Source organism: Pseudescherichia sp. (assembly GCF_032052675.1).
Classification (GTDB): Bacteria; Pseudomonadota; Gammaproteobacteria; order Enterobacterales; family Enterobacteriaceae; genus Pseudescherichia.
On record NZ_DAMBWA010000017.1, the window covers coordinates 60,309 to 82,194 of the forward strand.

General features: G+C 59.8%; 22 protein-coding genes. 18 read left to right on the forward strand and 4 right to left on the reverse strand.

Annotated features, from left to right (window positions below):
* Nucleotides 1-50: 50 nt before the first annotated feature.
* Nucleotides 51-950: a carboxylate/amino acid/amine transporter gene (locus tag RTX96_RS18680; RefSeq protein WP_312671768.1), complete on the forward strand. Its 900-nt coding sequence runs from the start codon at nt 51-53 to the stop codon at nt 948-950.
* Here RTX96_RS18680 and metR read toward each other — a convergent pair.
* A complete protein-coding gene (gene metR, locus RTX96_RS18685; protein WP_312671769.1) occupies nt 835-1,791 on the reverse strand; it encodes an HTH-type transcriptional regulator MetR in 957 nt (318 codons plus the stop codon). The two genes, RTX96_RS18680 and metR, sit on opposite strands and share 116 nt — an antisense overlap.
* A gap of 116 nt (nt 1,792-1,907) precedes the next feature.
* Between metR and metE the strand changes: the two genes are divergently transcribed.
* Nucleotides 1,908-4,169, forward strand: a complete 2,262-nt coding sequence (metE, locus tag RTX96_RS18690; protein WP_312671770.1) for a 5-methyltetrahydropteroyltriglutamate--homocysteine S-methyltransferase — start codon at nt 1,908-1,910, stop codon at nt 4,167-4,169.
* A 46-nt stretch (nt 4,170-4,215) separates the two neighbouring features.
* On the opposite strand, the gene RTX96_RS18695 is transcribed toward metE, so the two are convergent.
* The gene (locus RTX96_RS18695; RefSeq protein ID WP_312671771.1) at nt 4,216-4,983 is read right to left on the reverse strand and encodes a DeoR/GlpR family DNA-binding transcription regulator; all 768 of its coding nucleotides are present in this window, start codon (nt 4,981-4,983) and stop codon (nt 4,216-4,218) included.
* A 132-nt stretch (nt 4,984-5,115) separates the two neighbouring features.
* Between RTX96_RS18695 and RTX96_RS18700 the strand changes: the two genes are divergently transcribed.
* From RTX96_RS18700 to RTX96_RS18725, 6 genes are read left to right on the forward strand one after another with little or no spacing between them, the layout of a single operon-like run.
* The gene (locus tag RTX96_RS18700) at nt 5,116-6,093 is read left to right on the forward strand and encodes an ABC transporter substrate-binding protein (protein WP_312671772.1); all 978 of its coding nucleotides are present in this window, start codon (nt 5,116-5,118) and stop codon (nt 6,091-6,093) included.
* Between the two features lie 3 nt (nt 6,094-6,096).
* The gene (locus tag RTX96_RS18705; protein ID WP_312671773.1) at nt 6,097-7,809 is read left to right on the forward strand and encodes an iron ABC transporter permease; all 1,713 of its coding nucleotides are present in this window, start codon (nt 6,097-6,099) and stop codon (nt 7,807-7,809) included.
* Complete coding sequence (locus RTX96_RS18710) at nt 7,797-8,822, forward strand: ABC transporter ATP-binding protein (RefSeq protein ID WP_312671774.1); 1,026 nt, start codon at nt 7,797-7,799, stop codon at nt 8,820-8,822. The genes RTX96_RS18705 and RTX96_RS18710 overlap by 13 nt, the downstream gene beginning before the upstream one ends.
* Entirely contained in the window at nt 8,819-9,874 is a 1,056-nt protein-coding gene (locus RTX96_RS18715) for an MBL fold metallo-hydrolase (RefSeq protein ID WP_312671775.1), read from the forward strand. Before RTX96_RS18710 ends, RTX96_RS18715 begins: the two co-directional genes overlap by 4 nt.
* The gene (locus RTX96_RS18720; protein ID WP_312269788.1) at nt 9,871-10,428 is read left to right on the forward strand and encodes a histidine phosphatase family protein; all 558 of its coding nucleotides are present in this window, start codon (nt 9,871-9,873) and stop codon (nt 10,426-10,428) included. The genes RTX96_RS18715 and RTX96_RS18720 overlap by 4 nt, the downstream gene beginning before the upstream one ends.
* Nucleotides 10,418-10,873 (forward strand): polynucleotide kinase, encoded by a 456-nt coding sequence (locus RTX96_RS18725; RefSeq protein WP_103821751.1) that lies wholly within the window; start codon nt 10,418-10,420, stop codon nt 10,871-10,873. The genes RTX96_RS18720 and RTX96_RS18725 overlap by 11 nt, the downstream gene beginning before the upstream one ends.
* Before the next feature lie 18 nt (nt 10,874-10,891).
* Here RTX96_RS18725 and RTX96_RS18730 read toward each other — a convergent pair whose 3' ends face one another.
* Nucleotides 10,892-11,704, reverse strand: coding sequence for a dienelactone hydrolase family protein (locus tag RTX96_RS18730; protein ID WP_312671776.1), 813 nt, complete (start codon nt 11,702-11,704; stop codon nt 10,892-10,894).
* 252 nt (nt 11,705-11,956) lie between these two features.
* Between RTX96_RS18730 and udp the strand changes: the two genes are divergently transcribed.
* The 9 genes from udp to tatD all read left to right on the forward strand — a co-directional run bounded on the left by udp (nt 11,957) and on the right by tatD (nt 19,694).
* A complete protein-coding gene (gene udp, locus RTX96_RS18735) occupies nt 11,957-12,718 on the forward strand; it encodes a uridine phosphorylase (protein ID WP_103821753.1) in 762 nt (253 codons plus the stop codon).
* 134 nt (nt 12,719-12,852) lie between these two features.
* Nucleotides 12,853-14,229 carry a DNA recombination protein RmuC gene (rmuC, locus tag RTX96_RS18740; protein WP_409418573.1) on the forward strand — a complete coding sequence of 459 codons (1,377 nt, stop codon included), beginning with the start codon at nt 12,853-12,855 and terminating at the stop codon, nt 14,227-14,229.
* 66 nt (nt 14,230-14,295) lie between these two features.
* Nucleotides 14,296-15,051 (forward strand): bifunctional demethylmenaquinone methyltransferase/2-methoxy-6-polyprenyl-1,4-benzoquinol methylase UbiE, encoded by a 756-nt coding sequence (gene ubiE / locus RTX96_RS18745; RefSeq protein WP_103821754.1) that lies wholly within the window; start codon nt 14,296-14,298, stop codon nt 15,049-15,051.
* A gap of 13 nt (nt 15,052-15,064) precedes the next feature.
* Entirely contained in the window at nt 15,065-15,670 is a 606-nt protein-coding gene (ubiJ, locus tag RTX96_RS18750) for a ubiquinone biosynthesis protein UbiJ (protein ID WP_042395926.1), read from the forward strand.
* On the forward strand, nt 15,667-17,313 hold the full coding sequence (ubiB, locus tag RTX96_RS18755) for a ubiquinone biosynthesis regulatory protein kinase UbiB (protein WP_312671777.1): 1,647 nt from the start codon (nt 15,667-15,669) through the stop codon (nt 17,311-17,313). The genes ubiJ and ubiB overlap by 4 nt, the downstream gene beginning before the upstream one ends.
* Nucleotides 17,314-17,384: 71 nt before the next feature.
* Nucleotides 17,385-17,639 carry a Sec-independent protein translocase subunit TatA gene (gene tatA, locus RTX96_RS18760; protein WP_312671778.1) on the forward strand — a complete coding sequence of 85 codons (255 nt, stop codon included), beginning with the start codon at nt 17,385-17,387 and terminating at the stop codon, nt 17,637-17,639.
* Between the two features lie 3 nt (nt 17,640-17,642).
* A complete protein-coding gene (gene tatB / locus RTX96_RS18765) occupies nt 17,643-18,155 on the forward strand; it encodes a Sec-independent protein translocase protein TatB (protein WP_103821757.1) in 513 nt (170 codons plus the stop codon).
* Between the two features lie 2 nt (nt 18,156-18,157).
* The gene (gene tatC, locus RTX96_RS18770; RefSeq protein ID WP_103821758.1) at nt 18,158-18,922 is read left to right on the forward strand and encodes a Sec-independent protein translocase subunit TatC; all 765 of its coding nucleotides are present in this window, start codon (nt 18,158-18,160) and stop codon (nt 18,920-18,922) included.
* A complete protein-coding gene (tatD, locus tag RTX96_RS18775) occupies nt 18,915-19,694 on the forward strand; it encodes a 3'-5' ssDNA/RNA exonuclease TatD (RefSeq protein WP_312671779.1) in 780 nt (259 codons plus the stop codon). Before tatC ends, tatD begins: the two co-directional genes overlap by 8 nt.
* On the opposite strand, the gene rfaH is transcribed toward tatD, so the two are convergent.
* Complete coding sequence (gene rfaH, locus RTX96_RS18780) at nt 19,691-20,179, reverse strand: transcription/translation regulatory transformer protein RfaH (protein ID WP_103821760.1); 489 nt, start codon at nt 20,177-20,179, stop codon at nt 19,691-19,693. The two genes, tatD and rfaH, sit on opposite strands and share 4 nt — an antisense overlap.
* A 170-nt stretch (nt 20,180-20,349) precedes the next feature.
* Here rfaH and ubiD point away from each other — a divergent pair, with 170 nt between their 5' ends.
* Nucleotides 20,350-21,846 carry a 4-hydroxy-3-polyprenylbenzoate decarboxylase gene (ubiD, locus tag RTX96_RS18785; protein ID WP_103821761.1) on the forward strand — a complete coding sequence of 499 codons (1,497 nt, stop codon included), beginning with the start codon at nt 20,350-20,352 and terminating at the stop codon, nt 21,844-21,846.
* The last annotated feature ends 40 nt before the right edge of the window (nt 21,847-21,886 follow it).

Below are 21,886 nucleotides of genomic sequence, written 5' to 3' on the forward strand. Positions count from 1 at the left end.
ACCCGTAACTCCGCTACAATGGGTGCTCATTAACCAACGAGACACCTATTGTGGCGTTACTGATTATCACCACCGTTCTGTGGGCCTTCTCCTTTAGCCTCTATGGCGAATATCTTGCCGGACATATCGACAGCTACTTCTCCGTGCTGATGCGCGTCGGGCTGGCGGCGCTGGTGTTCCTGCCGTTTTTACGCACCCGCGGCCACGGGCTGAAAACCATCGGCCTCTATATGCTGGTGGGGGCCATGCAGCTGGGCATCATGTATATGCTCAGCTTCCGCGCCTATCTCTACCTGACGGTCTCCGAGCTGCTGCTGTTTACCGTTCTGACGCCGCTCTATATCACCCTGATTTACGATCTGATGAGCCGACGGCGGCTGCGCTGGGGCTATGCGCTGAGCGCGCTGCTGGCGGTGATTGGCGCGGGGATCATTCGTTACGATCAGGTCACTAACCACTTCTGGACCGGACTGCTGCTGGTGCAGCTCTCTAACATCAGCTTCGCCATTGGCATGGTGGGCTACAAGCGCCTGATGGAGACCCGCCCGATGCCGCAGCACAACGCCTTCGCCTGGTTCTACCTGGGCGCGTTCCTGGTAGCGGTGGTGGCCTGGTTTGCGTTGGGCAATGCCCAGAAGCTGCCGGAGACGAACCTGCAGTGGAGCATTCTGGTATTTCTCGGCGTGGTGGCGTCAGGAATTGGCTACTTCATGTGGAACTACGGCGCAACCCAGGTGGATGCCGGTACGCTCGGCATCATGAATAACATGCACGTTCCGGCAGGGCTGCTGGTTAACCTTGCCATCTGGCAGGAGCAGCCCCACTGGCCGAGCTTTATCCTCGGGGGGAGTGTGATATTGGCGTCCCTGTGGGTGCATCGCCGCTGGGTCGCTCCGCGCTCCGCACAAAAGGAAGGTGGTCGCACGCATGGTTCCGCGCTGAGCGAATAAACGCCTCCGTTACCGGCTGACGCTGCTCGCCATCGCGCACCGCCGCGTACAGCCGACTCCACAGTCCTTCCCCCAGGGTCTTGGTCACGATCAGACCCTGGCGCTCAAAGCTCTCTACCACCCAGTGCGGCAGCGCCGCGATACCCATCCGGGCCGCCACCATCTGGATCAGCAGCAGCGTGTTATCCACGCTCTTCACCATCGGGTTGACGCCCGCCGGCTGCAGGAAGTGGCGCCAGATATCCAACCGGCTGCGCTGGACCGGATAGATCAGCAGCGTCTCAGCGGCGATATCCTCCGGGGTAATGCGTGCCCGTGTGGCGAGGGGATGATCCGGGGCCAGCACCAGGCGCACTTCAAAATCAAACATCGGTGAATAGTGCAGCCCGCTGCGCGGCAAAATGTCTGAGGTCAGCACCACGTCCAGCTCGCTCTGCTGCAGGGCTGGCTGGGGATCGAAGGTCACGCCGGATTTGAAATCCATCTCTACCTGCGGCCATTTGTTACGGAAATTCTCCAGCGCGGGAGTGAGCCACTGAATACAGCTGTGGCACTCAATGGCGATCCGCAGGGTAGTTTGCTGCGGCTCGCTACACTCCTGCAGCGCACGGCTAATCTGCGGCAGCACCTGATTGGCCAGCTGTAACAGGATCTCACCCTGCGGCGTAAAGCGCAGCGGCTGACTTTTACGCACAAAAAGACGGAAGCCAAGGCGCTGTTCGAGATCGCTGAACTGGTGAGAGAGGGCCGACTGCGTCTGATGCAGCGTGGCCGCCGCCGCCGCCAGCGATCCGCTGTTCCGTAACGCCTGGAGCGTTTTCAGGTGTTTAATTTCGATCATGAAAGTCCTTCACTTCGCCATGAACATTTTGCGCTTGAGGAAGATACAGTACCTGTCGAATATAGATGTGTAAACATCTGGACGTCCAAAATCCTAAAATTCACAAGGGGCATACCATGACTGTACTGAATCACACCCTCGGTTTTCCTCGCGTTGGTCTGCGTCGCGAGTTGAAAAAAGCACTAGAGAGCTACTGGGCGGGTAATATCACGCAAGAAGCGCTACTGGCGGTAGGCCGCGAGCTGCGCGCCCGCCACTGGGAGCAACAGAAGCAGGCGGGCATTGAGCTGCTGCCGGTGGGCGATTTCGCCTGGTACGACCATGTTCTGACCACCAGCCTGCTGCTTGGCAACGTACCGGCTCGTCATCAGAACAGCGATGGATCGGTCGATATCGACACCCTGTTCCGCATTGGCCGCGGCCGGGCGCCTACCGGTGAACCGGCGGCGGCGGCGGAGATGACCAAATGGTTTAACACCAACTACCACTACATGGTGCCCGAGTTCACCAAAGGCCAGCGGTTCACGCTGACCTGGACCCAGCTGCTGGATGAGGTAGACGAGGCGCTGGCCCTGGGCCATAGAGTGAAGCCCGTCCTGCTGGGGCCAGTAACGTACCTGTGGCTGGGCAAGGTAAAGGGCGAGCAGTTTGATCGCCTGAGCCTGCTGAACGACATTCTACCGGTCTACCAGAAGGTTTTGTCCGAGCTGGCTAAACGCGGCGTTGAGTGGGTCCAGATTGACGAGCCCGCGCTGGTGCTGGAGCTGCCCCAGCCGTGGCTGAACGCCTTTAAGCCCGCCTATCAGGCGCTGGCAGGGCAGGTGAAGCTGCTGCTGACCACCTATTTCGAAGGCGTGACGCCGAATCTCGATACCATTGCTGCGCTGCCGGTGCAGGGCCTGCATGTTGACCTGGTGCATGGCAAGGATGACGTAGCCGAGCTGCACCGCCGTCTGCCAGCCGACTGGCTGCTCTCTGCCGGACTGGTAAACGGCCGTAACGTCTGGCGGGCCGATCTCACCGAGAAATATGCCCAGATTAAAGATATCGTCGGCCAGCGCGATCTGTGGGTCGCCTCCTCCTGCTCGCTGCTGCATACCCCCATCGATCTGAGCGTCGAAACTCGACTGGATGGCGAAGTGAAGAGCTGGTTTGCCTTCGCCCTGCAAAAATGCCATGAGCTGGCTCTGCTGCGCGATGCCCTGAACAGCGGCGACACCGCGCCACTGGCTGCATGGAGCGCCCCGATCCAGGCGCGCCGCGATTCGACCCGGGTGCATAATACGGCGGTGGCCCAGCGGCTGGCGGCGATTACCGCCAGAGATAGCCAGCGCGTGCGTCCCTACGCGGAGCGTGCAGCGGCTCAGCGGGCGCGTTTCAACCTGCCCGCCTGGCCGACAACCACCATCGGCTCGTTTCCGCAGACCACTGAGATCCGCGGCCTACGCCTGGAGTTCAAACAGGGACGATTAGACGCGGGTAGCTACCGCACCGGCATCGCCGAACATATTAAGCAGGCAATAGCCGAGCAGGAGCGCCTGGGCCTCGACGTGCTGGTGCACGGTGAAGCCGAGCGTAACGACATGGTGGAGTATTTCGGCGAGCACCTGGACGGCATTGTCTTTACCCAGAACGGCTGGGTGCAGAGCTACGGCTCCCGCTGCGTGAAGCCGCCGGTGGTGATCGGCGACGTTAGCCGTCCGGAAGCGATCACCGTGGAGTGGGCAAAATATGCCCAGTCCCTCACTGACAAACCGGTAAAAGGGATGCTCACCGGGCCGGTGACCATTCTCTGCTGGTCCTTCCCGCGCGAGGACGTCAGCCGGGAAACCATCGCTAAGCAGATCGCGCTGGCCCTGCGGGACGAAGTGGCGGACCTGGAGGCGGCAGGCATCGGCATCATCCAGATTGATGAGCCAGCCCTGCGGGAAGGGCTGCCGCTAAGGCGCAGCGACTGGGAGGCCTACCTGGCGTGGGGCGTGGAAGCCTTCCGAATTAACGCCGCAGTGGCGAAGGACGAGACGCAGATCCATACCCACATGTGCTACTGCGAGTTCAACGACATCATGGATTCGATTGCTGCGCTGGATGCGGACGTGATCACCATTGAAACCTCGCGCTCGGATATGGAGCTGCTGGAGTCGTTTGAAGCCTTTGAATACCCGAATGAGATCGGGCCGGGGGTTTACGATATCCACTCGCCAAACGTGCCGGACGTAGAGTCGATCGAGACCTTGCTGAAGAAGGCGGCGGATCGCATCCCGGCTGAACGCCTGTGGGTTAACCCGGACTGCGGCCTGAAAACCCGTGGCTGGCCGGAGACCCGTGCCGCGCTGGCGAACATGGTGAAAGCGGCGCAGAACCTGCGTCAGGCGTGAGGCTCGTAGGCCCGGTAAGCGTCAGCGCCACCGGGCATTGCGAGGGTTAAACGTACTCCCGGCTTAGCCATCTGGTTCCCATCTGCTTAATGACCGCATGCTGCTGGGGCGTAGGGGGCCTGTCGCTGATCACGTAATCGAAATCCCCCACGCTGCCGTTCTGGCAGATCGCGTTCCGGCCAAACTTAGTGCTGTCCACCACCAGCACGCTCACCGCCGCGCTGGCCACCAGCGCCCGTCGCGCGGCAACCTCATCATCGTTATAGTCATACAGCTCGCCCGCCTCACCGATCCCGCCTATTGAAACCACGCCCGCATCGACCCGATAGCGGCTGAAAAAGGTCTGGGCATCGCTGCCGATCACATCCAGATCGCGCTTGCGGACGCGCCCGCCCGCTACCGTCAGCTCGCAGGCGGCAAGACGGCTCAGCGCTTCGGCGGCGTGCAGATTATTGGTGAATACCGCCAGCCGACTCTGTTCCGGTAGCGCCCGGGCCACCATCTCAACGGTGGTGCCGGTACCGAGAAAGCAGCTCTGGTAATCGCCCAGCAGCACCGCCGTGCGCTCACCGATCCAGCGCTTGCCCGCAATGTTGACGATCTCGCGCTGCTGATAACCAATGTTTTCGCGGGCGAAAGGGGCAACCATGCCGTGACGCCGCAGCAGCAGTCCACCCGAGGTGAGCATGCGCAGATCGCTACGTACGGTTTGCAGCGAGACGCCAAAGTGCTGCGCCAGCTGCTCAATGCTGCTTTCGCCATGCGCCGTCACCAGCTCGACAATCGCCGTGCGGCGGGATTCGGGGGTCATCATTCGCTCCTGTTAGCACCCTTTTTCATCATGCTAGCGCGCGAATGTGAAATTATTACTACGAAAAAAAGCTGGTCATATTTTTGTCAGATTTCCCTGTTTTAATCATCACAACGAAAACAGAGGGAAGAGACCATGATGAAGCACACCGCGCTGGCAGCCGTTATCGTAACCGCGTTAAGCACGCCGGCTTTCGCCGCCTCCACGCTGACGCTCTATACCAGCCAGCCGAACGAAGATGCCCAGATGACCGTCACCGCCTTCGAAAAGGCGCACCCGGACATTGAGGTCAAGTGGATCCGTGACGGAACCACCAAGCTAACGGCGCGCCTGCAGGCTGAGCTGGCGGCAGGCGGTGCTGCGCCGGACGTGCTGCTGATCGCCGATAGCGTCACGATGGAGTCTCTGAAAAAGCAGGATCTGCTTGCGGCCTATAAATCCCCTGAGGCCAGCCGCTACGATGCTCAGCTGTACGATCCGCAGGGCTACTACTATGGCACCAAGCTAATTACCACCGGCATTGCCTACAATACCCGCGCGCCGGTGAAGCCTGGCGCCTGGCAGGATCTGCTTAAGCCTGAACTCAAGAACATGACCACGCTGCCCAGCCCGCTCTACTCCGGCGCGGCGCAGATCCATATGGCGACGCTGATGAACGATCCGCAGCTCGGCTTTACCTGGTATGAAAAGCTAAAGGCTAACGGCGCGATGCCCCAGAGCGGAAACGGCGCGGTGATGAATGCCATCACCTCCGGCAGCAAAGGCTACGGCGTGCTGGTGGACTATATGGCCATCCGCGAAAAAGCCAAAGGCGCACCGATTGAGTTCGTGTTCCCGAAAGAGGGGGTCAGCATCGTCACCGAACCGGTAGCGATGCTGAAGAACGCGAAAAATCCGGACGGGGCTAAAGCCTTTATCGACTTTGTGCTGTCGGATGCGGGTCAGCGCCTGGTGCTGAAGCAGGGCTATCTGCCAGCCGATGCGAGCCTCCCGGCGCCGGAAGGCTTCCCGGCGCGGGAGAGCATCAAGCTGATGCCGTATGACCCGGCGAAGGCGCTGGCGGATACTGACGCCAATAAAAAACGCTTCGCCAATCTGTTTGGAAACCGCTAACCGATGACCACCATGACCCTCCGTCAACCCGCCAGCAGCGGTCCGCCGAAGGGGCTGCTCTGGCTGCTGCTCGGCCTGGTGGCGCTGCTGAGTCTGCTGCCGAGCCTGCGGCTGCTGGTCTCGGCGCTGCTTGACTGGCAGCAGGGGAGCAGCAGCAGCCTGTGGCGAGTGCTCAGCAACCCGACGACCTGGACCGCGCTCTATAACAGCCTCTATACCAGCGGCCTGGGTACGCTGCTCTCGCTGCTGCTGGGCGGGCTGTTTGCCTTCTGTCTCGCGCTGACCAATATCCGCCTCAAGCAGGTCTGGGTATTCCTGTTTATGCTGCCGATGATGATCCCACCCCAGGTGACAGCCCTGAGCTGGCTCCAGCTTTTCGGGCCGAGCAGCATCCTGCTTAACAGCCTCGGGATTGCGCCGTCGTTCGGCAGCGCTAATCCGCTCTACTCTCCCGAGGGCATCGCTCTGCTGCTGGGGATCCAGCACGCGCCGCTGGTCTTTCTGGCCCTGCGCACCCAGCTTCAGTGCCTGCCGAAAGAGCAGATCGAGGCGGCGCGGCTGAATGGCGCTTCGCTGTGGCGGGTGTTGATCGACATTGTGTTGCCGCTGTGCCGCACCGCGCTGTGGGCCGGGGCGGCGATAGCCTTCGTCTCCGCGCTGGGCAACTTTGGTATTCCGGCGATGCTGGGCATACCCATCTCCTACTTTGTGCTGCCGATTCAGATCTACCAGTCGCTGTCGAGTTTCGGGCCGTCGATGCTCAGCGACGTGGCGGCGCTGTCGGTGCTGATGGGCGTACTGGCGATCGGCATTGTCTCCCTGCAGGGCTATCTCCAGCGCCGACACGCGCTGCCGCTGATCGGCATGGCCGGGCGGGCGCTCGACTTCCAGCTTGGCAGATGGCGTCTCGCTACCGAGCTGCTGCTGGGGGTGGTGCTGGTCGCTATTTTGCTGGCCCCGCTGCTGGCGCTGGTGGCGACCTCGCTGGTACCAACCCTCGGCGTGCCGCTGACGGCCCAGACCCTGACCTTTAACGCTTACCAGGCGATGCTGGAGAGCGGCAGCGCCACCTGGCGCGCGCTGAGCAACAGCCTGCTGCTGTCGGTCTCTGCTGCGCTGGTGCTGATGCTGCTGAGCCTGCCGCTGGCGTGGCTGCTGGTGCGTTTTCCCGCGCGTCCGCTGCGCTGGCTGCACAGCGCCATCGACATTCCCTATACCCTGCCGGGGGTCGTGCTGGCTATCGCCTGCATTCTGCTGTTCGCTCGCCCGCTGCCCATCATCGGCATCAGCCTGAGCGGCACGCTGCTGATCATCTTCTTCGCCTACCTGGCGCGCTTTCTCACCGTCTGCCTGAAGCCGCTGCATAACAGCATGCTGCAGCTCGATCCGGCGATGGAGGAGGCGGCCAGCCTGGCCGGCGCTAACTTCTCCCAGCGGCTGCGGCATATCGTCCTGCCGCTGCTGGCCCCGGCGGCCTTCGCCGGTGCGCTGCTGGTGTTTCTGACGGCGGTGAATGAGCTGACCGTCTCGGCGCTGCTGTGGAGCGCGGGCAAGGAGACCCTCGGCGTGGTGATTTTCAACCTCGATGAGAGCGGCGATAAGGTACTGGCCTCTGCCATCTCGGTGATGGTGGTGGCACTGGTGGCGTTGGTAATGCTGATGCTGAGCGGTCTTGGCCGCTATCTACCCAAAGGAGTGATCCCGTGGCAGAACTGAAACTGGAGAGCCTGAGTAAAACATTCGGCGACCAGACCGTGGTGCACGATCTTAACCTGACCATTCCCGAAGGCGCGTTTACGGCGCTGCTCGGGCCTAGCGGCTGCGGGAAAACCACCACGCTGCGTATTCTGGCCGGGCTGGAGCGGCTCTCCAGCGGCCGCCTGACGCTGGGCAACCGGCTGCTGGCCGACGCGGCTACCCATCTGCCGCCGGAGGCGCGAAACATGGGGATGGTGTTTCAATCCTACGCGCTCTGGCCGCATATGACGGTGGCAGAGAACGTGGGCTATCCGCTCAAGCTAAAAAAAGTGAACGGCGCGGCGCGACATAAGCAGGTTATGGCTGCCCTTGAGGTGGTGGAGCTGGCGGCGTACGCCGAGCGCTCGCCACAGGCGCTGAGCGGCGGGCAGCGTCAACGCGTGGCGCTGGCGCGCTGCCTGGTCTCCGAGCCACAGGTGGTGCTGCTTGACGAGCCGCTGGCCAATCTTGACCGTCATCTGCGGGCCACAATGGAGCAGACCTTCCGCGAATTTCATCGCCGCACTGGGGCAACCTTTGTCTACGTCACTCACGACCAGGCGGAGGCGATGGCGCTGGCCAGCCATATTGCCGTGATGCACCGGGGCGCGTTAATGCAGTGGGGTACACCGCAGGAACTCTATCAGCAGCCGTACAGCGCCTGGGTTGCGGGCTTTATTGGCAAGGGCAGCGTGCTGAATCTGGCGAGCGCGGCGCAAAGCCGTCAGCTGGATGGCGCGCAGCTTCATCATGGACTGAGCGTGAGCGATGGCGTGCGCCACCCGGTGCTGGTGCGTCCCGAGCACGTTGAAATAGGCGAGGGCGGCCTGGCTGCCACCGTCGAAAACTGTATCTATCAGGGGGAGCGCTACCTGCTGGCGCTGCGCCTGGCCGATGGTCAACCGCTCACGGCCTTCCATCACCTGCCGCTGCGTGAGCAGCAGATCACCGCCGTGCGCCTGCATCAGGGCTGGCGGCTGGAGGCGGCGTGACGGCGATTGAGATTATCAGCGGGCTGCATGACAAAACGCCCGCCGCGATTCTGGTGACTACCCCCACGCAGCGCATTCTGCTGGACGCCGGGGGCTCGCTGGAGCCGGGAGCGGACGACTGGCCGGTGCCGGATCGGCTGGATGCGGTGCTGCTCAGTCACGATCACATCGATCATATCGCCGGGCTGGCACGGCTGCCCGCCTCGGTGCCTATCTACTGTAGCGCCGTAACGGCCCGCGCACTGCCGCCGGGATTGAACGTTCACCCGATACCGGTGCGTGGTCAGTTCTCCCTCGGCGAATTGACGGTGACCACCGGCAGCAGCGGCCATGCCTGGGGTGGGATCTGGTTCCACCTCGATGTGGCGGGGGGCCTGTTCTACAGCGGCGATGTCAGCCTGGAGTCGGCGCTGTTTCATTTCGATCCGCCCCCGCCTGCGGCGATAGCGCTGATGGACGCCTCGTATGGCCTGTACGACACGCCCCAGCGCCAGCAGCTTGAGGCTCTGTGGCCGCACATGCAGCTGCCGGTGCTCTGTCCGGTTCCCCCTTCCGGACGAGCTGTAGAGATGGCTCTGCTGTTGGCGCGTCGCGGTATTAAAGATGTGGTGATGGATAACGCCTGCCGGGAGATGCTGATGCTCATGGCAGAGCACAACGACGGCAGCCTGAGCCCCTGCGTGGAGCATGAGCTGCGGCAGCAGGTACGTAATCTGCCATCGTTTACCGCTGACGCGCCGGTCATTCTGGCGGCCGACCCGGACGGATTGCATGGCATAGCGGGCGAACTGCGGCGGCGCGCTGATTTTCGCCACCGTACCCTGTTTACCGGCCATATGAATCACCGTGCCCGCGAGCAGCAGCGGCGAGGCGAGGTCGATTTCTGCCGCTGGAACGTTCACCCCACGCGTCGCTGCTTACAAGAGCTGGTGGCGATGCTGGGCTGTCGCCAGCTGGTGCCGCTGTTTACCCCTGTTGAGGACGCCGCGCACTGGCAGCAGATGCTGGGCTGCGTCATCCTTACCCAGCCCCGTTTCAGGATAGAAGCATGACGCTGCTACATAAGCCTTTTGTCTTTGTTCGCCACGGTGAGACGCCGCTTAACCGCGATCGTCTGATTGGCGGACGTACTGAAGTACCGCTTACGGCGACGGGCGAGCAGCAGGCGCGCGACGCCTCGCCGCTGCTGTTAAACCACGCCTGGAGCATCGTTGCCGTCAGCCCGCAGCAGCGCGCCCGGCGTACCGCAGAGCTGGCGCTACCCGGTGTGCCGCTGACCCCGGTTGCCGATCTGCGCGAGCGGGACTGGGGCGATCTCGAGTGCCGACCCCTTAGCGAGCAGACGCCCTACGAGGAGACGCCGCCGAACGGCGAAGCCTGGCGGCCTTTCTGTACGCGCGTAACCGAGGCGTTGAACACGCTGCTGGCGCAGTACGACACGCCGCTGGTGGTGGCGCACTCCGGGGTGTTCCGCGTGATCCGCCTGCTGGCGACCGGCACCCCCCACGGCGAGCGGGTCGGCAACGTGGCTCCGCTCTGGATCCTGCCTGGCGCTACCCCTGACGACTGGAAAATTATTCCGCTGGAGAAGATGAATGCTGACTGAACAGTGTGTGATCGTAGATATCGACGGTACCCTGGCCGAATTTGACGCCGAGGCGGTACGCGAGTGGGTCTTAGGCCCGGAAAAGCAGTGGCAGCCCTTTTTTGCCCATATGGCGGAGGCGCTGCCGAGCGTGGCCATCAGCCGTCTGGTAGGGCTGCTGAGCGCTCAGCAGCAGAAGATTGTGATCTGTAGCGGGCGACCTGCCAGCTTCCAGCGCCATACCCAGGAGTGGCTGGAGCGGCACTGCATTCCTTTCGATGCGCTCTATCTCCGGCCGGACGGGGAGGATACGCTTCCGGATGAGGTCGTGAAAAAAACGCTGCTGCAGCAGATAAAAGCGGACGGCTACGCGCCCTGGCTGGTGATCGACGATCGCCAGGCGGTGGTTGATTTCTGGCGAGCGGAAGGGCTGACCTGTCTGCAGTGTGCGCCGGGCGATTTTTAAGCCGCCCGGCACGGTACGTTAGCTTCGCTTTTCGCCGTACCTGGCAAACCATGCCAGCATACGCTGCCAGCCATCTTTCGCTGACTCCTCGTGATAGCTTGGACGATAGTCGGCATTAAACGCGTGTCCGGCATCGGGATAGACCACGATTTCCGCTTCGGCGTTGGCGGCGCGCAGGGCGTGGCGCATGGTCTCCACGGTATCGAGGGGAATGCCGCCGTCCTGCGCGCCATAGAGGCCGAGAACCGGCGCGTTAAGGTCGGTGGCGATATCCACCGGATGCTTCGGGGAGTTGAGGGTTTTGTCACCCACCAGCTTGCCGTACCATGCCACCGCCGCCTTCAGCTGTGGATTATGTGCGGCATAAAGCCAGGCGATACGCCCGCCCCAGCAAAAGCCGGTGAGCAGCAGTCGGTGCGCATCGCCGCCGTTGCGCGCTGCCCAGTTGGCGACGTGGTCAAGATCGGCCAGTACCTGAGCATCTGGCACCTTTGAAACCAGCTCTTTAAACAGCGTGGAAATGTCGCTGTAGTCGTTAGGATCGCCCTGGCGGAAGTAGAGTTCAGGCGCGATAGCCAGGTAGCCCGCCTGCGCCAGTCGGCGGCAGATATCACGAATGTGCTCGTGCACGCCGAAAATCTCCTGAACCACAATGACCACCGGTAGCGGACCGTCGGCAGCCTGGGGCCGGGCATGCCAGGCGGGCATGTTATCACCCTGAGTGGGAATCGACGTCTCACCGGTCAAAATAGACTCTTCAGAGGTGTGAACTGCGGTGGAGGCGTGAGGTGAAGCTGCAGGTGCAAAGCCGGGCTGTTTTTCTGTTGTCATGGCAATCTCCGTACCCTTATTTAGCGCATCAGCTAACTATAGCCAGTACGGCAAAATCATCCTGTGCGGAAGAGACTATCTTTAAGACGAACGGGGGAAGGAGAGCATTATAGTGTGATATAAATCACCTTTTGATGAAAAATTGATGTAAACAGTTTTCTTCAGAGTGATTGATGTCACGAAAAAAAGCGATGGCCTTCTGTAGAGTACCGTTTTACTTCTGTTGATGATCGACCCACAAAGGAGTCACCCATGTCCAAGTCTGATGTTTTTCACCTCGGCCTGACCAAAAACGATCTGCAGGGAGCCACGCTGGCAATCGTCCCTGGCGATCCGGAGCGAGTGGAAAAGATCGCCGCGCTGATGGATAAGCCGGTTAAGCTGGCATCGCATCGCGAATTTACCTCCTGGCGCGCCGAAGTAGATGGCAAAGCGGTGATTGTCTGCTCCACCGGGATTGGCGGCCCGTCGACCTCTATCGCCGTTGAAGAGCTGGCGCAGCTGGGCATCCGCACTTTCCTGCGCGTGGGCACCACTGGCGCAATCCAGCCGCACATCAACGTTGGCGACGTGCTGGTAACCACCGCATCCGTGCGTCTCGACGGGGCCAGCCTGCACTTTGCCCCGATGGAGTATCCGGCGGTAGCTGATTTTACCTGTACCACTGCGCTGGTCGAGGCTGCTAAAGAGGTGGGCGCAACAACCCACATCGGCGTGACCGCCTCGTCTGACACCTTCTATCCGGGCCAGGAGCGTTACGACACCTTCTCCGGCCGCGTCGTCAGCCGCTATAAAGGCTCTATGGAAGAGTGGCAGTCAATGGGTGTGATGAACTACGAGATGGAGTCCGCCACGCTGCTGACCATGTGCTCCAGCCAGGGCCTGCGTGCCGGCATGGTAGCGGGCGTGATCGTCAACCGTACCCAGCAAGAGATCCCGAACGCGGAGACCATGAAGCAGACCGAAAGCCACGCGATTAAAATCGTGGTGGAAGCGGCGCGCCGTCTGGCTTAACGCTCCTCTCCGGCAGGTCGAACCCTTCGGCCTGCCCGTTTTGCGTATTACCTCGCAGGAAAATCCTTCCCAACTGGACACCTATCCAGCACACTCTTATTTTGCATCGGTAAGTGGTTTATGCAGGAGGCAGGGTGGATATCTCAATTTTACTCAGCGCGGCAGCGGCGATAGCCGGCTTGCTGATAGGCTGGCTGGCGACCAAATCCCATGCCGATCGTCTGCGGGCCGATCTTACCGAAGAGCGGCGCGAGCTGGATATCGAACTGAGCGCGGCGCGGCAGCGGCTGGTACAGAATCAGCACTGGCGCGACGAGTGCGAACTGCTGAATAACGAACTGCGCAGCCTGCGGGAGATCAACACTTCGCTGGAGGCCGATCTGCGCGAGGTCACCACCCGACTGGAGTCCACCCAGCTGCATGCGGAAGATAAAATCCGCCAGATGATCAACAGCGAGCAGCGCCTGAGCGAGCAGTTTGAGAACCTCGCTAACCGCATCTTCGAACAGAGCAACCGCCGCGTTGAGGAGCAGAACCGGCAGAGCCTTCACGGGCTTCTCTCTCCTCTACGGGAACAGCTGGATGGTTTCCGCCGCCAGGTGCAGGACAGCTTTGGCAAAGAGGCCCAGGAGCGCCACACGCTCGCCCACGAGATCCGTAACCTACAGCAGCTTAATGCCCAGATGGCGCAGGAGGCGATCAACCTGACCCGTGCCCTGAAGGGTGACAATAAGGCGCAGGGCAACTGGGGCGAGGTGGTGCTGGCCCGCGTGCTGGAGGCATCTGGCCTGCGAGCGGGCTATGAGTATGAAACCCAGGTCAGCATTGAAACCGAAGCCCGCGCCAGAATGCAGCCCGACGTCATCGTCCGGCTACCCCAGGGCAAAGACGTGGTCATCGACGCCAAAATGACGCTGGTGGGCTACGAGCGCTACTTCAACGCCGACGATGAGTACACTCGCGAGAGCGCCCTGCAGGAGCACATCGCCTCGGTGCGCAGCCATATCCGTCTGCTGGGGCGGAAAGATTACCAGCAGCTACCGGGCCTGCGCTCCCTTGACTATGTGCTGATGTTTATTCCCGTCGAGCCGGCCTTTTTAGTGGCTCTTGATCGGCAGCCGGAGCTGATCACCGAGGCGTTAAAAAACAACATCATGCTGGTCAGTCCGACCACGCTGCTGGTGGCTCTGCGCACTATTGCTAACCTCTGGCGCTACGAGCACCAGAGCCGTAACGCGCAGCAGATCGCCGAGCGCGCCAGCCGCCTCTACGACAAGATGCGCCTGTTTGTTGACGATATGTCGTCGGTGGGGCAGAGCCTGGAGAAAGCGCAGGATAACTACCGGCAGGCGATGAAAAAATTGACCTCCGGACGGGGGAACCTGCTCGCCCAAGCCGAGGCGTTTCGCGGCCTGGGGGTTGAGATCAAACGCGAGATCAATCCAGATTTAGCTGACCAGGCCGTGGCGCAGGATGAGGAGTTCCGCCTGCGCGCCGGACAGGAGGGTTGAAACGTAGGGCAATCGCGCCCAATCTGTTACACTTCACGAACAATTTCTTGAATAGCAGGCACTGAGATGGCGGAAGATTCACAAGAAACGACGCATTTTGGTTATCAGACTGTCGCCAAAACGCAGAAGGCGGACATGGTGGCGCACGTATTTCACTCCGTGGCCGCAAAATATGATGTCATGAACGATCTGATGTCGATGGGCATCCATCGTTTGTGGAAACGTTTCACGATTGACTGCAGCGGCGTGCGCCGTGGGCAGAAGGTTCTCGACCTTGCAGGCGGAACCGGTGACCTGACGGCGAAGTTCTCCCGTCTGGTGGGTGAAACTGGGCAGGTCGTGCTGGCCGATATCAACGACTCCATGCTGAAAGTGGGGCGCGAAAAGCTGCGCAACCTTGGCGTGGTGGGTAACGTTGAATACGTGCAGGCTAACGCCGAAGCGCTGCCGTTCCCGGACAACACCTTCGACTGCATTACGATCTCCTTCGGTCTGCGCAACGTCACCGATAAAGAGAAAGCGCTGCGCTCTATGTTCCGCGTGCTCAAGCCAGGCGGACGCCTGCTGATCCTTGAGTTCTCTAAACCGATTATCGAACCGCTGAGCAAGGCCTATGACGCTTACTCCTTCCACGTTCTGCCGCGCATCGGCGAGCTGGTGGCGAAGGATGGTGAAAGCTACCGCTATCTGGCGGAGTCCATCCGTATGCATCCCGATCAGGAGACGCTGAAGGCGATGATGCAGGACGCCGGTTTTGAAAACGCAGAGTACTTCAACCTGACGGCAGGTATCGTCGCGCTGCACCGTGGATATAAGTTCTGACAGGAGTGAGTAAATGCCCTTTACGCCTTTAGTGAGCGCTGGAATCGAAGGTGTTCTCAATACATTTTTATATCGCGAAAGGGCATTAAAACCCGCCCGCCAGCGCCTGCAGGGTAAGGTACTGCGTATTGTCCTCAAGGAGTTCTCTACGCCGCTTATTCTGGCCTTTAGCGAGCGCCAGGTCGACGTGCTGAGCGCCTGGGAGGGCGAGGCGGACTGCACCGTTATCACTCAGGCCCGGTTGTTACCGAAGCTGCGCGATCGCCAGCAGCTGACTACGCTTATACGCAGCGGCGAGCTGGAAGTGCAGGGTGATATTCAGGTTGTACAAAACCTTAGCGCGCTTTTCGATCTCGCAGAGTTCGATTTTGCGGAGCTACTTGCCCCTTACACCGGCGATATCGCCGCCGAAGGCATCGCGAAAGTTCTGCGCGGCGGTGCAAAGCGCTTTCAGCACGGCCTGCAGCGTCAGCAGCAGTACGTGGGCGAAGCCATAACGGAAGAGTGGCGGCTGGCGCCCGGTGGACTTGAAGTTGCCTGGTTTGCCGAAGAGGCCGCCGCCGTCGCGCGATCGGTTGATGCGTTAACCAAACGGCTGGAAAAACTGGAGGGCAAATGACGCCAGGTGAAATTCGACGCCTGTACTTCATCATTCAAACTTTTTTGAGTTACGGGCTTGATGAGCTCATCCCACGAATGCGTCTTACCCTGCCGATTCGGCTCTGGCGTCGCACGCTGTTCTGGATGCCAAACCGTCATAAAGACAAAGAGTTAGGTCATCGCCTACGCCTGGCGCTGCAGGAGCTAGGGCCGGTATGGATCAAATTCGGGCAGATGCTCTCTACCCGTCGCGATCTCTTTCCGCCCGTGATTGCCGACCAGCTTGCGATGCTGCAGGATCGCGTTGCTCCCTTTGACGGCAAGCTGGCCAAGCGCCAGATTGAAAAGGCGATGGGCGATATTCCCGTAGAGACGTGGTTTGATGATTTTGACATTACGCCGCTGGCGTCGGCCTCTATCGCCCAGGTCCACACTGCCCGGCTGAAAGAGAACGGCAAGGAAGTGGTGATCAAGGTGATCCGGCCGGATATTCTGCCGGTAATCAAAGCCGATATGAGCCTGATCTATCGCCTTGCGCGCTGGGTTCCGCGCCTGCTGCCGGACGGGCGTCGCCTGCGTCCGCTGGAAGTGGTAAAGGAGTATGAAAAGACGCTGATCGACGAGTTGGATCTGCTGCGTGAAGCGGCCAACGCCATCCAGCTGCGGCGTAACTTTGAAAATAGCGCGATGCTCTACGTGCCGGAAGTGTACTCCGATTACTGCAGCCAAAATATGCTTGTCATGGAACGCATATATGGTATTCCAGTGAACGATGTCGCTGCGCTGGATAAGAACAATACCGATTTGAAACTGCTGGCCGAGCGTGGGGTACAGGTGTTCTTTACCCAGGTGTTTCGCGACAGCTTTTTCCACGGGGATATGCATCCGGGCAATATCTTTGTCAGCTATGAGCATCCGGAGGATCCGCAGTATATCGGGATCGACTGCGGCATCGTCGGCTCGCTGAACAAAGAGGATAAGCGTTACCTGGCGGAGAACTTTATTGCGTTCTTCAACCGCGACTATCGTCGGGTTGCCGAGCTGCACGTTGATTCAGGCTGGGTACCGCCGGATACCAACGTTGAAGAGTTTGAGTTTGCGATCCGTACCGTTTGTGAGCCGATTTTTGAGAAGCCGCTGGCGGAGATCTCCTTTGGTCATGTGCTGCTGAACCTGTTCAATACGGCGCGACGGTTCAATATGGAAGTGCAGCCGCAGCTGGTGCTGCTGCAAAAAACGCTGCTCTATATCGAGGGTGTTGGGCGTCAGCTCTATCCGCAGCTCGATTTGTGGAAAACAGCGAAACCTTTCCTCGAAACGTGGATCAAAGATCAGGTAGGCTTCCCGGCGCTGGTCCGTTCCCTGAAAGAGAAGGGACCTTTGTGGATTGAGAAAATGCCCGAGCTGCCCGAGCTGATCTACCACAACCTGCGCCAGCATAAGCAGTTGCAGCATAATGTGGATCTGCTCACCCGCGAGATGCGTGTTAATAACGTGCGTCAGGGGCAGTCCCGCTATCTGTTTGGCATTGGGGCAACGTTGATCCTGAGCGGAACGCTCTTTTTGATCAACCGGCCGGAGTGGCAAACGGCCTCAGCCTGGCTGATTGCCGGTGGACTGGTTGCCTGGCTTATTGGCTGGCGAAAAACCCGCGTGCTGTAGCCGCACGCTTAATGGGCCGAGTATGCTGTGCGCGGCCCGCTAATTTCAGCATCTATCCTTGAGGATTGTGTATGGGTGGTATCAGTATTTGGCAGTTGGTTATTATTGCCGTCATCGTTGTGCTGCTGTTTGGTACGAAAAAGCTAGGCTCTATCGGTTCCGATCTCGGCGCGTCGATCAAAGGCTTTAAAAAAGCGATGGGCGATGACGACAAGCATGAGAAAAAATCGGCGGAGGATGCTGATTTTTCGACAAAAACCCTTGCTGAGAAGCAAGATGATGTGAAAAAAGACGAAGAAAAGCGTCGCGATAAAGAGCAGGTGTAATTCGTGTTCGATATTGGTTTTGGCGAACTGCTGCTGGTATTCGTAATCGGCCTCATTGTGCTGGGGCCGCAGCGTTTACCGGTAGCGGTTAAAACGGTGGCCGGGTGGGTGCGTGCACTGCGCTCGCTGGCAAGCACCGTACAGAATGAGCTGGCGCAGGAGCTGAAGATTCAGGAGCTTCAGGACAGCCTGAAGAAGGTCGAAAAAGCGAGTATGGATCATCTGACGCCGGAGCTGAAAGAGTCTATGGACGAGCTGCGCCATGCGGCGGAGTCAATGAAACGCTCCTACAGCGCGAACGATCCTGAGCGCGCAAGCGACGTAGCGCACACCATTCATAACCCGATTGTGAAAGGAAACGAGGAGCAGCACCAGGGTGTCACGCCTGCCGTTGCGGAGCACCAGGCCAGCGCGCCAGCGCAGGCACCGGCAACGGAGACGCCCGCCGACAGCAAGCCCGTCCAGCCCGCTGCCTCTGCCGCACATTCACCTTCATCGACAAGTGATAAACCGTAAACATGGCTGTAGAAGATACCCAACCGCTGATTACGCACCTGATCGAGCTGCGAAAACGCCTGCTAAACTGCATTATTGCGGTGCTGGCTATTTTCGTGGTGCTGGTCTATTTCGCTAACGATATCTACCAGCTGGTCTCTGCGCCGCTGATCAAGCAGATGCCCCAGGGCGCGACGATGATTGCCACCGACGTGGCATCGCCCTTCTTTACTCCGGTAAAGCTGACCTTCATGGTGTCGCTGATCCTCTCTGCGCCGGTTATTCTTTACCAGGTTTGGGCCTTCGTTGCCCCTGCGCTCTATAAGCACGAGCGGCGTCTGGTTGTGCCGCTGCTGGTCTCCAGCTCGCTGCTGTTCTATATCGGCATGGCCTTCGCCTACTTTGTAGTCTTCCCGCTGGCGTTTGGCTTTTTGACCCATACCGCGCCGGTGGGCGTACAGGTCTCGACGGATATCGCCAGCTACCTCGACTTCGTTATGGCCCTGTTTATGGCCTTTGGTGTCTCTTTTGAAGTGCCGGTGGCGATTGTCCTGCTCTGCTGGATGGGCGTGACGACGCCGGACGATTTGCGTCGTAAGCGGCCCTATGTGTTGGTCGGGGCCTTTGTTGTCGGTATGCTGCTGACGCCGCCGGACGTCTTCTCCCAGACGCTGCTGGCGATCCCGATGTACTGCCTGTTTGAAGTTGGCGTCTTCTTCTCGCGTTTTTATGTTGGCAAGCGCCGCTTCCGTCAGGACGAAGGCGAAGAAAGCGAAGACGATGTTTGATATTGGTGTAAACCTTACCAGCTCACAGTTTACTGGCGATCGCGCGCAGGTTGTGGCCCGGGCTGCCGCCGCAGGCGTTAACGGCATGTTGCTCACCGGGACCAACCTGCATGAGAGCCAGCAGGCGCAGGCGCTGGCGGCGCCTGCTGGCTGCTGGTCCACGGCGGGCGTCCACCCGCATGACAGCAGTCAGTGGCAGCCGGAGACGGCAGAGGCTATTCGTCAGCTGGCCAGCCTGCCGCAGGTCGTCGCGATTGGCGAGTGTGGCCTGGATTTTAACCGTAACTTCTCTACTCCGCAGGCGCAGGAGGCGGCGTTCAGTGCCCAGCTGGCTATTGCCGCTGAGCTCTCCCTGCCGGTGTTTCTGCACTGCCGCGACGCTCACGAGCGCTTTTTAGCCCTGCTCGATCCGTGGCTGGATAACATTCCCGGCGCGGTGCTGCACTGCTTTACCGGTTCGGCGCGTGAGGCACGCGACTGCCTGGCGCGTGGACTCTACCTGGGGATAACCGGCTGGGTCTGCGACGAGCGGCGCGGGCAGGAACTCAGTGAAATTGTCCCGCTTATCCCGGCTGAACGCCTGCTGATTGAAACCGATGCGCCTTATCTCCTGCCTCGCGATATCAAGCCCAAGCCGGCATCACGCCGCAACGAACCCGCCTTGCTGGGGCATATCCTGCAACGCGTTGCGCAGCTACGTGGGGAGGAGGCAGACTGGCTTTCAGAGGTGACGGATCAAAACGTCAAGCGACTGTTTGGTATCGTCTTTTAAGCCTTGCGGAAGTCGGTGTTTTTGACGCTCTGCACCACCTGCTGATTGAGCAGGTTCAACAGCAGCATAGATCGTGCTTCACCGTCAGGCTCGGTGAAAATCGCTTTTAGCCCCTCAAATGCCCCCTCGGTAATCACTACGCTATCGCCCGGATAGGGCGTCTGGGGGTCGGTCACGCCTTCGGGATGGTAATGCGCCAGCTGGGCGATAACCGGCGCAGGTACGGTTGCCGGGCTGGCACCGAAGCGGACAAAGTGGCTGACGCCGCGGGTGGCGTTAATCGTGGTAGTGTGGATCACTTCCGGATCGAATTCGATAAACAGATAGTTGGGAAACAGCGGCTCGCTGACCGCGGTGCGTTTGCCGCGCACTATTTTTTCAAGCGTGATCATCGGCGTCAGGCAGTTTACCGCCTGGCGTTCAAGATGTTGCTGGGCGCGTTCCAGCTGGCCCCGCTTGCAGTACAGTAAATACCAGGCTTGCATAATCACTCTGTTTTGGCTAATCGTGCGCAAGCATATCAAAACCCGATAATGATGGCTAAGTTGATTATAGAAATCCTTGCCACACGTTGACGTAACGATTCACCCTTATTTAACAAAATTACAGCATCACGCTGATGTTCACCGTATAATGGAAGGCTGACTCCGAGGCCATGATTAACTGCATGAAATACCACGACCTACGTGATTTTATGGCGCTGCTGGAACAGCAGGGCGAACTCAAACGCATTACGCTGCCTGTTGATCCTCATCTGGAAATAACAGAGATTGCCGACCGTACGCTGCGCGCCGGTGGACCCGCTCTGCTGTTTGAAAACCCAACGGGCTACGCTATGCCGGTGCTCTGCAACCTCTTTGGCACGCCGAAGCGCGTGGCGCTGGGAATGGGGCAGGAGGATGTAACGGCCCTGCGCGAGGTGGGTAAGCTGCTGGCCTTCCTGAAAGAGCCGGAGCCGCCAAAAGGCTTTCGCGATCTCTTTGATAAGCTGCCGCAGTTTAAGCAGGTACTCAATATGCCCACCAAACGCCTGCGCGGCGCGCCATGCCAGCAGAAGGTCGTCCAGGGCGAGGCGGTGGATTTAACCACTATCCCGATCATGCAGTGCTGGCCAGAAGATGCCGCCCCGCTGATCACCTGGGGGCTTACCGTTACCCGCGGCCCGCATAAAGAGCGGCAGAACCTCGGCATCTATCGCCAGCAGCTTATTGGCAAGAACAAACTGATCATGCGCTGGCTGTCGCATCGCGGCGGCGCGCTGGATTATCAGGAGTGGTGCGCGGCGCATCCCGGCGAACGCTTCCCGGTTGCCGTGGCGCTGGGAGCCGATCCTGCGACGATTTTAGGCGCGGTGACGCCGGTGCCGGATACGCTCTCTGAGTATGCCTTTGCCGGGCTGCTGCGCGGTACGAAAACCGAGGTGGTTAAGTGCATCTCAAACGATCTGGAAGTCCCTGCCAGCGCGGAGATCGTGCTGGAGGGCTACATTGAGCCGGGTGAGATGGCCCCGGAAGGCCCATATGGCGACCACACGGGCTACTATAATGAGATAGATAGCTTCCCGGTCTTTACGGTAACGCACATTACCCAGCGCGAAGATGCTATCTACCACTCAACCTACACCGGCCGCCCGCCAGATGAGCCGGCCGTGCTCGGCGTAGCGCTGAACGAAGTCTTTGTACCGATCCTGCAAAAGCAGTTTCCGGAGATTGTCGATTTCTATCTTCCCCCGGAAGGGTGTTCATACCGCCTTGCAGTGGTAACCATCAAAAAGCAGTATGCTGGTCATGCCAAGCGCGTGATGATGGGCGTCTGGTCATTCCTTCGGCAGTTTATGTACACCAAATTTGTTATTGTTTGTGATGATGACGTGAACGCGCGTGACTGGAACGACGTCATCTGGGCGATCACTACCCGTATGGATCCGGCAAGGGATACCGTGCTGGTAGAGAATACGCCGATAGACTACCTGGATTTTGCCTCGCCGGTTTCCGGTCTGGGCTCTAAAATGGGGCTGGATGCTACCAACAAGTGGCCCGGTGAAACCCAGCGTGAATGGGGGCGTCCGATTAAAAAGGATCCTGCCGTTACCGCGCGAATCGATGCTATCTGGGATGAACTTGCCATAATGAGTGACGGTAAAGGCAGCTAATGCGCCGCCGTTTTGCCTTTTATTCGTAATAAAACGACCC

Coding starts and splice junctions, on each gene's coding strand:
- metR (WP_312671769.1), bottom strand. CDS start 1,791: ATGATCGAAATTAAACACCTGAAAACGCTCCAGGCGTTACGGAACAGC.
- metE (WP_312671770.1), top strand. CDS start 1,908: ATGACTGTACTGAATCACACCCTCGGTTTTCCTCGCGTTGGTCTGCGT.
- RTX96_RS18695 (WP_312671771.1), bottom strand. CDS start 4,983: ATGATGACCCCCGAATCCCGCCGCACGGCGATTGTCGAGCTGGTGACG.
- RTX96_RS18700 (WP_312671772.1), top strand. CDS start 5,116: ATGATGAAGCACACCGCGCTGGCAGCCGTTATCGTAACCGCGTTAAGC.
- RTX96_RS18705 (WP_312671773.1), top strand. CDS start 6,097: ATGACCACCATGACCCTCCGTCAACCCGCCAGCAGCGGTCCGCCGAAG.
- RTX96_RS18720 (WP_312269788.1), top strand. CDS start 9,871: ATGACGCTGCTACATAAGCCTTTTGTCTTTGTTCGCCACGGTGAGACG.
- RTX96_RS18725 (WP_103821751.1), top strand. CDS start 10,418: ATGCTGACTGAACAGTGTGTGATCGTAGATATCGACGGTACCCTGGCC.
- RTX96_RS18730 (WP_312671776.1), bottom strand. CDS start 11,704: ATGACAACAGAAAAACAGCCCGGCTTTGCACCTGCAGCTTCACCTCAC.
- udp (WP_103821753.1), top strand. CDS start 11,957: ATGTCCAAGTCTGATGTTTTTCACCTCGGCCTGACCAAAAACGATCTG.
- ubiE (WP_103821754.1), top strand. CDS start 14,296: ATGGCGGAAGATTCACAAGAAACGACGCATTTTGGTTATCAGACTGTC.
- ubiJ (WP_042395926.1), top strand. CDS start 15,065: ATGCCCTTTACGCCTTTAGTGAGCGCTGGAATCGAAGGTGTTCTCAAT.
- ubiB (WP_312671777.1), top strand. CDS start 15,667: ATGACGCCAGGTGAAATTCGACGCCTGTACTTCATCATTCAAACTTTT.
- tatA (WP_312671778.1), top strand. CDS start 17,385: ATGGGTGGTATCAGTATTTGGCAGTTGGTTATTATTGCCGTCATCGTT.
- tatC (WP_103821758.1), top strand. CDS start 18,158: ATGGCTGTAGAAGATACCCAACCGCTGATTACGCACCTGATCGAGCTG.
- tatD (WP_312671779.1), top strand. CDS start 18,915: ATGTTTGATATTGGTGTAAACCTTACCAGCTCACAGTTTACTGGCGAT.
- rfaH (WP_103821760.1), bottom strand. CDS start 20,179: ATGCAAGCCTGGTATTTACTGTACTGCAAGCGGGGCCAGCTGGAACGC.
- ubiD (WP_103821761.1), top strand. CDS start 20,350: ATGATTAACTGCATGAAATACCACGACCTACGTGATTTTATGGCGCTG.